At 63.7% G+C, this 12,952-nt stretch carries 10 protein-coding genes; 6 read left to right on the plus strand and 4 right to left on the minus strand.

The genetic code is table 11. From position 1 onward, the window contains the following. Positions 1–27: 27 nt before the first annotated feature. The 3 genes from OO730_RS11520 to OO730_RS11530 are packed head-to-tail and all read right to left on the minus strand — an operon-like array spanning position 28 to position 3,342. Entirely contained in the window at positions 28–954 is a 927-nt protein-coding gene (locus OO730_RS11520) for an NAD-dependent epimerase/dehydratase family protein (RefSeq protein WP_264981610.1), read from the minus strand. A gap of 22 nt (positions 955–976) precedes the next feature. Beyond that, positions 977–2,230: a glycosyltransferase gene (locus tag OO730_RS11525; protein ID WP_264981611.1), complete on the minus strand. Its 1,254-nt coding sequence runs from the start codon at positions 2,228–2,230 to the stop codon at positions 977–979. Positions 2,231–2,247: 17 nt separating this feature from the next. Beyond that, complete coding sequence (locus tag OO730_RS11530; protein ID WP_264981612.1) at positions 2,248–3,342, minus strand: CgeB family protein; 1,095 nt, start codon at positions 3,340–3,342, stop codon at positions 2,248–2,250. A gap of 219 nt (positions 3,343–3,561) precedes the next feature. Here OO730_RS11530 and asnB point away from each other — a divergent pair, with 219 nt between their 5' ends. Then, positions 3,562–5,406 carry an asparagine synthase (glutamine-hydrolyzing) gene (asnB, locus tag OO730_RS11535; protein WP_264981613.1) on the plus strand — a complete coding sequence of 615 codons (1,845 nt, stop codon included), beginning with the start codon at positions 3,562–3,564 and terminating at the stop codon, positions 5,404–5,406. A 6-nt stretch (positions 5,407–5,412) separates the two neighbouring features. Here asnB and OO730_RS11540 read toward each other — a convergent pair whose 3' ends face one another. Beyond that, the gene (locus OO730_RS11540; RefSeq protein WP_264981614.1) at positions 5,413–6,774 is read right to left on the minus strand and encodes a sulfotransferase family protein; all 1,362 of its coding nucleotides are present in this window, start codon (positions 6,772–6,774) and stop codon (positions 5,413–5,415) included. Between the two features lie 176 nt (positions 6,775–6,950). On the opposite strand from OO730_RS11540, the gene OO730_RS11545 reads away from it, so the two are divergent. From OO730_RS11545 to OO730_RS11565, 5 genes are all read left to right on the plus strand, one after another. Continuing rightward, positions 6,951–7,979 (plus strand): elongator complex protein 3, encoded by a 1,029-nt coding sequence (locus OO730_RS11545; RefSeq protein ID WP_264981615.1) that lies wholly within the window; start codon positions 6,951–6,953, stop codon positions 7,977–7,979. A 110-nt stretch (positions 7,980–8,089) separates the two neighbouring features. Continuing rightward, on the plus strand, positions 8,090–9,220 hold the full coding sequence (locus OO730_RS11550) for an amidohydrolase family protein (protein ID WP_264981616.1): 1,131 nt from the start codon (positions 8,090–8,092) through the stop codon (positions 9,218–9,220). Between the two features lie 22 nt (positions 9,221–9,242). Continuing rightward, positions 9,243–10,172 (plus strand): aspartate carbamoyltransferase catalytic subunit, encoded by a 930-nt coding sequence (locus OO730_RS11555; RefSeq protein ID WP_264981617.1) that lies wholly within the window; start codon positions 9,243–9,245, stop codon positions 10,170–10,172. 15 nt (positions 10,173–10,187) lie between these two features. Next, positions 10,188–11,471, plus strand: a complete 1,284-nt coding sequence (locus tag OO730_RS11560; RefSeq protein WP_264981618.1) for a dihydroorotase — start codon at positions 10,188–10,190, stop codon at positions 11,469–11,471. 126 nt (positions 11,472–11,597) lie between these two features. Beyond that, on the plus strand, positions 11,598–12,944 hold the full coding sequence (locus tag OO730_RS11565) for an HD domain-containing protein (protein WP_264981619.1): 1,347 nt from the start codon (positions 11,598–11,600) through the stop codon (positions 12,942–12,944). Positions 12,945–12,952 lie beyond the last annotated feature (8 nt).

Consider the following 12,952-nt stretch of genomic DNA (forward strand, 5'->3'; position numbering starts at 1 on the left):
ATAAAGCAAAAGGCGGGCCAATCCGGCCTACAGGACATGTTCCCGGAACCAGTCCCAGGTCCGCGCCAAGCCTTCCTCCAGCCCGGTGGACGGGTTGAAGCCGATGGTCTCGCGGGCCAGGTCAAAGGCGGCGAAGTTGCGCTGCACCTCGCCGGGCCGGGCGTCCCTGAGCACTATCTCATGGTCCGGCCTGCCCCCGGTGGCGGCCACGAGGCGGGCCAGCTCAAGGACCGTGGTCTCGTTCCCCGAGGCCAGATGGAGCACCGTGGCGGGCGCGAGGTCGGCCTCGGCCACGCCGGTGATGCCCCGGCACAGGTCGTCGGTGTACAGGAAGTCGCGGCTGGCCGATCCGTCCCCGAAGAGCACGATGGGCTCATTGGCGTGCACCGCCTTGATGAAGGCCGTGACCGCGCCCAGCTTGTGGCCGCTGTAGGGCCCGTACACGTTGGCGAAGCGCATGATCTTGGTGCGCAGGCCGTAGGACCCGGCAAAGGCGTTCAGGTAGCCTTCGCAGGCCAGCTTGCCCGCGCCGTAGGGCGAGATCGGCTTGGGCAGGGATTGCTCGTTCACCGGCGGCTCGGCGTTGCCGATGAGCGCCCCGCCGGTGGAGGAGAACACGAACTGCTCCACCCCGGCTTCCACCGACGCCTGGAGCATGTTCAGCGTGCCGCCGGGGTTCATGTCGAAATTGGTTTTGGGGTCTTCCACGGAGGCCACCACCGATCCGAAGGCCGCCAGGTGGATGACCGTGTCCACGCCCCTGACCGCGCGGGCCGCATCGCCCGCGTCGCGGATGTCGCCCTGGACGAACTCGACGTCCAGCCCCTTGATGTAGTCCCGGCTGCCCAGGATCAGGCTGTCCAGGACCCGGACCTCGTACTCCCTGTCCAGGAGCATGGGGAGGAGATTGGCGCCGATGAATCCGCAACCGCCGGTGACAAGAATTTTTTTCATGCGTACAGACCTTTCCGGGAGACTATTGCCCGGCGAGAATTTCTCTGTAGATGGCAATATATGCGTCCGCCTGGACCGCGACGTCGTATTCGGCCACGGCCTTGTCCCTGCCCGCCCGCGACCACGCGGCGCGGACGGAATCGTCGCCCAGGATCGTCTTCATGCCCTCGGCCAGGTCGTCGGTTTCAAACGGCCGGGCAAGCCAGCCGTTGGCCTGGTGGTCGATCATGTCCGGCAGGCCGCCGATGTCGAAGGCCACGCACGGCGTCCCGCAGGCCTGGGCCTCCATGACCGAGAAGGGCAGGTTGTCCATGGTCGACGGGGCGACCAGCACGTCGGCGGCGGAATAGGTCAGGGCCAGGCTGACGTCGTCCGACAGCTTGGGAATGTAGTGCACGGGCATGCCGAAGTCCGGCGCGTCGGTCGGCCTGGACGAGCCGAGGACCAGGGCCTCCACTTGGCCGGAAAAGGCCGAGGCCACGTCGCGCAGGGCCGGGGAGAGCAGGTGGAATCCCTTGCGCGGGTCGCTGGTGGCCGAGAGTGCGCCGAACAGGATGAGTTTCTTGTCCTGAGGGAGGTTCAGCAGTTTTCTGGCCTCAGTGCGACCGATCGGTTTGTATACCGATATATCGATACCGCTTTTGACCGCTTCCACTCGCTTGTTTTGGAACAGGCGACTGCGTTTGGCGCACTCGGCCAGCCACCTGGAACCGGTAATGATGGTCATTTCCTTGTCCAGCCAGTGCTTCATTTTGCGTTTCCAGACCCAACTGTCCACATCCGGACCACCGTATTCCCGGGGTCTGTTCTCCGCGGTGTAACCGTGAATGTAGCGCTCAACCTGACCGGCAAGGGCATAGTGCTCGGCACCGCTGAAAGCCCACTGGTCGGCCAGCCGCCAGACAATGGGCTTTTGAATCGCGGCCACTTCCCTGATCGAGATCATCTCCGAGCCGATCCAGTGCAACTGGACGATATCGGCGTCAAATTCATTTACCCGTCGTCCATTGCCTGTCGGCAGCATGTTCACCGAATGGATGATCGGGTTGGTGGTGCGTTGTAAACGGAGCACACCCTTCTCGACCCAGTGGCGAAAGTTCCAGTACCGTCGTTCCCAGACGGATCTTGGTCCCAAGACGGTCGGGTCGTCGCTGAATTTCATGGCGCAGAGCATGGTGGAGTCCACGCCCTTGTCGAGCAGCCCGCGGTGCAGCCGGTAGGCCCCGCGCGCCGCGCCGCCCATGATGTCGAGTGTGGAGAGATAGAGGATTTTCATGGTCGGTCTTTCCTGGCTCAACGCGCTTTCAGTTCCTTGAGGATGATATCGTGCAGGAGGGCTATCCTGTCCTTCAGGCGATGGTCCTTCATGGTACGCTTTTGCCCGGCCTCGGCAATGGCCTTGCGTTCGGCGGGGTGGGCGAGGAGCCAGCGCACTTTGTCGGCGCATTCGTCGGGTGAGGCGTAGGTCACGATTTCGGTGCCGTCCTCGAACAACCGGTCCAGTTCGGGCACCCGGTCCGTTACCAGGCAGGTGCCCGCGCCCGTGGCCTCGAAGAGCCGCATGTTCGACGCGCTGGGCAGGGCGTCGATATGGATGTTGAAAGCGGTCTTTGCGCCGGACAGGGCCCGGTACATCGAGATGCCCCAGACGGGCGGCTTGATGCGCGCGGCCAGTTGCGGAGGGATGCTCGCCTTGACCTCCACGGGGTTGGAGCGGACCTGGAGATCGATGCCCCGGTCCACCAATTCGGTCAGGAATCGGCCCCGCTCGAGGTGGTAGCCGTTGGACAGGACGATGCCGCCGACGAAAAGGAAATCGGTCTCTTCCAGCGGCCCCATCTCACGGATACGGGGGAGCAGGGTGTGCTCGAAGGCGTGGTAGATGTGATAGGGGTTGGCCCCGGCTTCCTTGAGGCGGGAGTAGAGCCCGGACTCGTTGGTGATGACGAAGTCCAGCCCGGCGAAAGAGGGAAAGTGCTCCCGCTCGAAACCGACGCCGATGTTCCCGTGGATAACCCTGACGCCCGGCACGTTGTCCCGCACCAAGGGCAGGAACCGGGCGTACATGGGGTAGCTGATGTGCAGGAAGACCACGTCCGGCGAGAGCTTTTTCAGTTGCGCGATCAGCAGTTCCGGGCCCTCGGCGTCAACACCGTTTTCCCGTGCCCAGGCCCGTTGGAGCGGCTCGGCGCTGTACACGATCTCGTGCGCGTCCGCGCCGAGCTCGTTCAGGTGGCGGGAAATGTGGTTCGCCCAGACGTGGGTGTCCTGCATCAGGGCCGCGAATTGAGTGTCGTAATCCTGTGCGTCAAGGCCGGGATGGCGCGCGTAGAAGTCGTCGAGGTAGAGCGGCGACAGGGTGGTGACTTTGACGTAGGTGTAACTCATGGCGTTTCAACCGGTTATAAATTCAATCCCGAAGAGCCCCGGCCATAATGTTACTATCGGTTGTTTCCGAAAAACTATTTATGGAGTGAATGATCTTTTCCGGGTACAACTGCGATTGGAGTACGCGCTGTCCCTGGGCATGTCAATTACGTGCTTGTTTTCAACGGCTTGGAATGGCGATAACCGGGAATGCGCCCGGATTTTGCAGGAGCTCTTTCCATGTGTGGAATTTTTGGCGTCATAGGGCATATCGATCCGGGCCGGGCAGCGGCCTGCCGCGATCTCATGGCCCATCGCGGACCGGACGGGGCCGGTCTGTGGACCGGCGACGGGGTGACCCTGGGCCACCGGCGGCTGTCGATCCTGGACCTGTCCGACCGGGGCGGCCAGCCCATGGCCTACGCCGATGGGCGATACCGCATCGTCTACAACGGGGAACTCTATAATTTCGTGGAGGTCAGGGCCGAGCTCGAAGCGCGAGGCGAGACCTTTGTCAGCGACAGCGATACCGAGGTCCTGCTGGCCGCCTACGCCGTATGGGGGCCCGACTGCATGGACCGGTTCAACGGCATGTGGGCGTTGGCCATCTGGGACGATGCGGAACGCACCCTGTTCCTGGCCCGCGACCGGTTCGGCAAGAAACCGCTCTTCTACGCCCGCACCGGCTGCGGCTTCGTGTTCGCTTCGGAGATGAAGGCGATCATGCCGCTCATGGACACAATCGAGCCCCATGACGAGCTGACCCGGTCCAGCCGGCGAATCATGCATTACGAGTCCACTGACGAATGCCTGATCAAGGGCATTTCCCGCTTTCCGGCCGGGCATTTCGGCGTCCTCCGGGACGGGGAGCTCAGGCTGACCCGGTGGTGGAACACCCTGGACCACGTGATGGACGTACCGGACTCCTTCGAGGAGCGGGCCGAACTGTTCCGCGAAATTTTCCTGGACGCCTGCCGTATCCGCATGCGCAGCGACGTGCCCATCGGCTGCGCCCTGAGCGGCGGTCTTGATTCCAGTTCCGTGATCTGCTCGGTGGCGCATGTGGCGCGGCATGCGTCCGGCAGCCGCATCAGCAGCGATTTCCAGCATGCCTTCAATGCGGGGTTCCCCGGCACGCCCCAGGACGAGACCCCATATGCCCGGCGGGTGGCCGACCATCTCGGCATTCCGCTGACAACGCTGACAGTGGACCCGCTGGCGTCCGTGAACGAACTTTACAGCCAGCTCTATCTCTTCGAGGAAATGCATCTGACCATGCCGCTGCCGTTCATGCTCACCTACGGGGCCATCCGGGAGGGAGGCGTCACGGTCACCCTGGACGGGCACGGCACGGACGAGTGCTTTGCGGGATACCTGTTCACCGCCAAGGAGGCCCTGGCCGATGCCGGTTGCAACATCCGGGCGGCCAGGGGGGTGTTGGACGCCTTCTACTACGGGCGGCCCCAGTCCACCCAGTTCCCCGCGACGCCGCGCTGGAAGTTCGTGCTCGACTTTCATCTCCAGAGGCTCTCCCGGGCGCTCAAGGGGGCGGGGGGCGTCTCCTGCCGGGACAGCGGGCATCCGCGCTGGAAGGAACTGGATCACCTGACGCGTATCCTCTACGTGGCCACGCACGAGTCGATCCTGCCGACCCTGCTGCGCAATTATGACCGGTACTCCATGGCCAACGGCGTGGAGATTCGGATGCCGTTCATGGACCACCGCATCGTCACGCTGGCTTTTTCCCTGGCCTGGGACGACAAGGTGCGGGACGGGTACACCAAGGCCGTGGTGCGCCGGGGCGTCGACGGCATCGTGCCGCCGGACATCACCTGGCGGCGGACCAAGATCGGTTTCAATTCTCCGGTGGTGGACTGGATGAAGGGGCCGCTCAAGGAATTCTTTCTCGACGAGGTCCACTCTCAGGCATTCGGTCAGAGCGCTCTGGTGGACCGGGAGCTTGCCCGGACCCGGCTGGAGGGCGTCATCGCCGATCCGGACGCCACCTACGCCCAGGGCGAGGCGGCGTGGACGGCCCTGTTGCCCTATTTCTGGGAGCAGGCCATGCTCAAGGGGCGGCGTTAGCTCCCGTCACCACCAGCGGACGAGTTCCTGGTTGGGGAACATCACGGCCGTGAAGTCCGCGAATCTCCGAAGTCCCCGCGCTTCCAGATCCTTGCTTATCTCCGAATAGTAGGAAAAGGACGTGATCAGAATGAGGTCGTATTCGCTCAGGTCGGCGTCTTCCGTCTTGATGATCGGGATGCCGTCCAGGGTGCCTGCGGCCCCCTTGTCCAGGATGGCGGCAAAGGCGAACCGCTCGCCCAGCCCGCGGGCATGGAATTCCTTGAGGAACGCCTTGGTCGCGCCTCCGGCGGAATAGAGTGCGAGACGCATGTCGGCCAGATCGGGCCGGGCCTCCAGCAGTCCGTTCCACGAGGGATAGTCGAACCGGACATCTTTCTCCATCCGGTCGAACCGGTAGAGGTAGAGGTGTTCGTCGTTCGGGGCCTGCTCGAACTCCCCGTATCCTTCCAGCCGGATCGAGCGCGGGCCGTCCGCCTCCGGGAAACGGATGCCCAGCGCGCCGACGGATGCCAGGTCGATCAGCACATCGCCTTCGTGTATCACCGTTTCATCCGAGAGGTGGAGTCTCGCACCGAGAAGCTGCGCTCCCCTGCCGTTGCCGTTGATCCGCAGCCGGACCTTGCGGTCCTTGTATACGGGATACCCCAGTTCGTCGATGATCGGAAACAGCTCGTTGAGGTCGAGCAGGTCCAGGGTCGGCAGTTGCCGCCTCCACCGCTCCGTGACCGATCTGTCCGGCTTGATGTCCCGGGCGTTCAGGTCGGCCAGGTCAAGGGCCGGGGAGACGTTGTGGGAAATACGCCGGGCCAGGGGCGTGAGCATGTCGTCAGTATAATCGACGTCCAGGAACTCGCAGAGAGATTGCAGGGTTTCCACCGGTCGGGTGGTCAGGTCCTCGTAGCGCAGGATGTGGTGGGGCGCGTTTGAGTCTTCATAAAAGCGGGTGAGGGCCGCGTAGGCGGTCCTGAACGCCATGGGTGAACTGAAGATGCCCGTGCGCAGCGTGGAAATCAGGGTATCCCTGGGGTCGCGGATGATGTGCACGAACTTGGCCTCGGGATAGAGGGAGTGCAGGTAGGCGGCGTGGGCGGCGTTCTGGCAGCCGATGGTCTGGAGTCCGAAGCGGCCTTCTTTCTTCAACAGTTCCCTGTGCATGACGCGGACGGCATCGTCCCACCCCGCGTCATTCCCCCGGGTGAAGTAGGCTGTGTACAGTTTCTTGCCTTCGTTCATGGAGGGCAGCCACCAGCATTCGTCGGTGAGCTCCATCCGGCCGGACGCATCGATGATGGTCTGCAACAGGGTAGTGCCCGACCGCTGCATTCCGACGAGAAAGAATTCCGGGTCCGTGTAGGTGCGCTTCATGCCGTGGAGCCTCCTTGGCGGCGTTGGGATACTGACACGAAAATCATTGAAGCAAGTATCATTCCCCAGGGCGTCAGGCAAACGACCCGCGTCCCTGTGGACCATGATGCGCGAGGGTGGTATGTTCCGCCGCAGCCGAACAGGGCTTTGTCGACAAACCATGCAGGAGACCCCCCTTGCCGCATCCCATCGTCTTTACGCACCCCGAACCGCCGCCTGCGACAACTCGTATCTGGCCGGTGTTTCTGCCCTTTGCCGGGTGCCCGTACCGTTGTCTCTACTGCGCTCAGGACAAACAGACCGGGCGGGACCATGTGGATTTGGGCAATATCCTGCGCGACCTGGAAACCGACCTGGAACAGGCGCTGGCCGCTGGCCGAGGGCCCTATGAGATCGCCTTTTACGGCGGCACGTTCACGGCCCTGCCGGAACCGTGGCCCGAAACGTTCCTGTCGATGGCGGCCCGGTTCCGGGAGCGCGGCCTGATCACCCGTGTCCGCTGCTCCACCCGGCCCGACTGCGTGGACCCCGATGGGCTCGCAGGGCTTCGCGCTCAGGGGCTCGACATGGTTGAGCTGGGAGTTCAGTCCTTTGATGACGCGGCGTTGCGTACGTCCGGGCGCGGTTATACTGGAGAGACCGCCCGCGCGGCCTGCGCAATGGTGAAGGAGGCGGGGCTGGCGCTCGGCATTCAGCTGTTGCCCGGCCTGCCCGGCGACCGGGACGGCGTCTTCGCCGACGACGTGCGCCGGACTGCCGGTCTCGCCCCGGAAACCGTCCGGTTGTATCCCTGCCTGGTCATCCGGGACACCCCCCTGGCCGCGCTATGGGAGCAAGGCGAGTACGCGCCGTGGACTTTGAGCCGCACCCGGGCGGAGCTGGCCGGTGCGCTCCTCGCCCTGTGGGCAAAGAACGTCCGGGTCATCCGGCTCGGCCTGCCGCCCGAGGGCACCCTGGCCGAACACATCCTGGACGGGCCGTGGCATCCTGCGCTGGGGCAGTCCGTACGGGGCCTGGCCCTGGCGCAAGTCATCTGGGAAAAGATACAGCTGCTGGGAAAGGGACCCTCATCCCTTGATGTGCCCCGCCGCTATCAGGGCGAACTCCTGGGACATGCCGACGAGTTGGCGGAAGAGTATGCCATTCTCGGTTTCGGCAAGGGCATGGTCAGGTACGTTGACGGGGACGAGTTCGTTCTGGAGTGACCGGAATTCCCTTTACCGCGACGCCAAAACGTACTACGAATTATTTTCAGCCCGTGCGCGGGCACTTCACCGGACTACATAACCCCTGGAATGGGAGCCAACACGATCGAATGATTGAGCTTATTCGTGCGGCCAAAGCCGCGACCATGATCCCCGGCGCGCCCGTTATCGAGGATGCGGCCATCCTGGTTGACCAGGGAATCATCAGGGAAGTCGGAACATACGGCGACCTGGCCCCGGCCCATTCCGGAAAAATCATCGACCTCGGCGACGCTTTCATCACTCCCGGCCTGATCAACGCCCATTCCCATCTCGAATTGGCCCATCTGCGAGGCAAGTGCCCGTCAGGCCAGGGGTTCGTCGCCTGGGTCGAGGACCTGCTCAAGCAGCCCATCTTTGACCTCGATCCCCAGGCGCTCGAGGACGCGGCCCGGGAGTTGAAACGAACCGGGACCTGCATGGTCGGGGACATCGCCACCCGATTTGCCAAGGAAATGGCCGGAACGCTCGAAGCTTCCGGTCTTTTTTTCGTGGTTTTCTGCGAGGCCATCGGCGAGACGATTCCGAAAAAGACCTTTATCCCGTCCGGCGACTTCGAGGCGGGCGTCATCTCCGTGGCCGGGCACTCGCTCTACACCACGCATGTGGACGTGCTCCGCGCGGCCAAGGCCGAGACCCGCGACAAGGGACTGCCGTTTTCCCTGCACCTGGCCGAGCACGACGACGAGGTCGCCATCATGGCCGATGCGCCGAGCAGATTTCTCGATCTGCTCCAGGCGCGGGGCAGGCTGCTCGACTTCCAGCCGCCCGGCAAGCGCCCGGTGCAGCAGGCCGCCGCCCTCGGGCTGCTCGACGAGACCACCCTGGCCGTGCACTGCGTCAAGGTCACGGATGAGGACATTGAGACCGTGCGCGCATCAGGGGCGACCGTCTGCCTCTGTCCGCGCTCCAACGAGTTCATCGGCGTGGGCCGGGCCCCCTGGGAAAAATGGGTCGCGTCCGGCGCCCCGGTCTGCCTCGGCACCGACTCCCTGGCGTCCAACCACGACCTCGACCTGTGGAACGAGGCCGCCTACCTCAAGGAACATTTCAACGGCGAGCTGGCCCTCGACGACCTGCTCGCCATGATGACCCGCACGCCCGCAAAAATCATGGGCGCGGGCCATATACTTGGTACCCTGGAACCCGGAAAGGTCGCGGCGTTTGCCAGGGTTTCTGAACGGATATCGGATTTATTCTAAGGATGCCGGAGGCATAGACAGTATGAAATGGCTGCACAAGGACCTGTTGGACGTTGTCCAGTTGTCCAAATCCGAGGTCATGGCGATTTTCGAGACCGCCGGGCGGTTTCAGGAGTTGCAGGAACGGCCGGTCAAGAAGGTGCCGACCCTCAAGGGGCGGTCCGTGATCCTGTTTTTCGCGGAACCCAGCACCCGGACCAAGACCAGTTTCGACGTGGCCGGGAAGCGGTTGTCCGCGGACACCTTTTCCCTGGCCAAGAGCTCGTCGAGCCTGACCAAGGGCGAATCCCTCAAGGACACGGCCCTGACGCTCCAGGCCATGGCCCCGGATGCCATCGTCATCCGCCACTGGTGCTCGGGCGCGGCCCGGTTCCTGGCCGACCGCCTGGACTGCTCGGTCATCAACGCGGGCGACGGGCGGCACGCCCACCCGACACAGGCCCTGCTCGATTCCTTCACCCTGTACCAGGAGTGGGGCGACGTGGCCGGCAAGACCGTCCTCATCCTGGGAGACATCGCCCACAGCCGCGTGGCCCGGTCCAACGTCATCCTGCTGAACAAGCTCGGGGCCAGCGTCCGCATCTGCGGCCCGCGCACCCTGCTGCCGCCCGCCATCCGCAAATGGCCGGTCAAGGTCTACTCCGACCTGAACGAGGCGATGAAGGGCGTGGACGCGGTCATGTGCCTGCGCCTCCAGCTGGAACGGCAGAAGGAGGGGCTGCTGCCCGACCTGCGCGAGTACGCCCGGACCTTCGGCCTGGCCCAGCGCCATGTGGACCTGGCCAACCCCGAGGTGCGCATCCTGCACCCCGGCCCCATGAACCGGGGCGTTGAGATCAGCTCGGACCTGGCCGATTGCGCGGATTCACTGGTCCTGGACCAGGTGTCCAGCGGCGTGGTCGTGCGCATGGCCCTGCTCTTCCTGTACATGACCCGCAAGGGCGAAGAATAAGCCGGAGATACCAAGATGGCTAAGATAGATTTGATTGTCAGGCGCGCCAAGCTCGACGGCAAAGAGGTGGACATCTTTGTTTCCAGGGGCAGGATCGAGTCCGTGAAGAAGTCCGTGAAGTCCCTCGACGCGGGCGACGCCAGGGTGGAGGAGGCCTTCGGGCTGACCGCCATGGCCTCCATGACCGACGTGCACGTCCATCTGCGCGAGCCCGGGTACGAGTACAAGGAGGACGTGGAGTCCGGCCTGCGGGCCGCAGCCTGGGGCGGGTTCTCCAACATCATGTGCATGGCCAACACCAAGCCGGTGAACGACACCGCTTCCGTGACCGAGTTGATGCTCGAGAAGGCCCGCCTGCACTGGCCCAAGGGACCGCGCCTGTTTCCCATCGGCGCCCTGACCAAGGGGTTGTCCGGCAAGGAGCTCGCCCCCATGGCCGAACTGGCCAAGGCCGGGTGCGCGGCGTTTTCCAACGACGGCGTGCCGGTCAAGTCTTCCAAGATATTTCTCCGGGCCGTGGAGTATGCCTCGGACTGGGACCGCGTGGTCATCGACCACTGCGAGGACCCGTACCTGGGCGTGGCCACCGGCATCAACGAGGGCGAGGTGTCCAGCCGTCTCGGCCTGCCCGCCCAGCCCGACGTGGCCGAGGCCATGCAGGTGTCCCGCGACATCCTGCTGGCCGAGTACCTGGATATTCCCATCCACCTGGCGCACATCTCGTGCAGGAAATCCGTGGACCTCATCCGCTTCGCCAAGGAGCGGGGCGTGAAGATCACGGCCGAGACCACGCCCCATTACCTGACCATGACCGAGGACTACCTGGAAGCCGAGGAGACCGAGTACGACACCAACGCCAAGGTCAACCCGCCCCTGCGTCCCGAAGCGGACCGGCTGGCCGTGATCGAGGCGCTGAACGACGGCACCCTCGACTGCCTGGCCACGGACCATGCGCCCCACGCCGCCCATGAGAAGGAAGTGGAGTTCGACGTGGCTCCCTGCGGCATCACCGGCCTGGACACGGCCCTTTCCGTGACCTGGCAACTGGTGCGCGACGGCGTGCTGACGCAGGAGACCTTCACCCGCGCCTGGACAACGGCCCCGTGCTCCATTTTCAACCTGCCGGTCAACCGGTTCGAGCCCGGCGACCCTGCGGACTTCTTCCTCTTTGACGAGGGCGAGGAGTGGACAGTCTCCCCGCAGACCTTGTACTCCAGGGGCAAGAACACGCCGCTGCTGGGAACCGTCCTGAAAGGGCGGGTAAAAACCCATTTCATTGCGGGTAAAAAGATTGTATAGAGAAAGTCTTGGAAATGGTTGTTTCAAGGCGGTTACGAACCAAATTCGTCCCCTGAGGACGAAATAAGCGAATAAATGCGGCTGTCCAGGATCAGACGGTCATGGGCGGTCGGACCAAGGAGAGACATGAGCCAGCCTTTCAAAGACGCTGTCGGCTTTTGCAAAACCATCATGCGCAACGGATACGATGCGTATGTGATCAACGCCCGGCTCCAGGCCCTGACCCTGGACGAGACCGGCAAGGAGCAGGAACTGGACATCTGCACCGAGGCCGGGTTGGACGAGCTCCTGAAGTATTTCCCCAATATCGAGGAGTCCCAGGACAAGGGCACCATCGGCTATCTGGTGGAAGGCGGCGTGAAGTATTTCTTCTACCCGGCCTCCACGGACGAGGCCGCCTACACGGACGAAGCCGTGTCCGTCATGACCCCGCGCCTGCTCAAGAAGCTCGAGCAGCGCGGCGACATCCCCCTGTCCGCCGTCTGCCCGTTCATCCCCAAGGCCAAGGATTTGTACGCGGACTTCGCTGATTTCTCCGAAGGCCAGATCCGCTTCAAGGGGCTGCCGGATCAGGCCCTCAAGAAAGACTACTCCCTGGCCTACCGGGCTTTGCGGTTCGCGGCCAACTTCGACAAGGAAATCGAGGCCAACTCCTGGGCGGCCATCGTGCGCAACGCCCGCCGCGTGCTCGACTACGTGCCCATGTCCGACTTCCTGGACGAGTGGCGCAAGGTCGAGGCCGAGTCCATGCACAAGTTCTTCAGCCTGCTTTTCGATTCCATGCTGCTGCACGGGTTGATCCCGGAGATCGCGGCCCTGTCCCGCGTCACCCAGATCAAGAACCCCGAGGAAGGGACCGAAGAGTCCGTGCTCGAGCACACCCTGGACGTCATGAAGGCCTACCCCGAAGAGCTGCCCTATGACTGGTTCGGCACCGTGGCCTGCCTGTTCCATGACGTCGGCAAGCTCTACACCGCCGATTTCCACGACGATCAGTGGCATTTCCTCCAGCACCACCGCGTGGGCGCCAAGGTCACCCGCAAGGTGCTGAAAAGGCTTCGCTTCGAGGAGCAGGACATCGACCTGATCTGCGAACTGGTCCAGAACCACATGCGCCCGCACTTCATGCTCACGGACAAGGGCATCCGGCGGCTGCGCTCCCTGGACGAGTACCCGCGCATCATGGAGATGGTCAAAGCGGACATCAAGGCCCGCGACGGCTCCTGGCGCGAGTTCAACCACAACCTCAAGATGGCCGAGCGCGCCGATATCCCGGAGGACGAGATCGAACCCCTCCTGGACGGCAACCGGATCATGACCATCACCGGCCTCAAGCCCGGCCCCGTGGTCGGCCAGATTCGCGACGAGCTGCTCAAGGCCCAGATCGCGGACGATGTGACGACCGACGAGGACGCCGAGGCCTTTGTCAAAGCCTACGTGAAGAAGCACCAATGCAAGGGCGCAACCTGTTAGGGGCGGCA

It is taken from the genome of Pseudodesulfovibrio portus, from assembly GCF_026000375.1.
Lineage (GTDB): Bacteria > Desulfobacterota > Desulfovibrionia > Desulfovibrionales > Desulfovibrionaceae > Pseudodesulfovibrio > Pseudodesulfovibrio portus.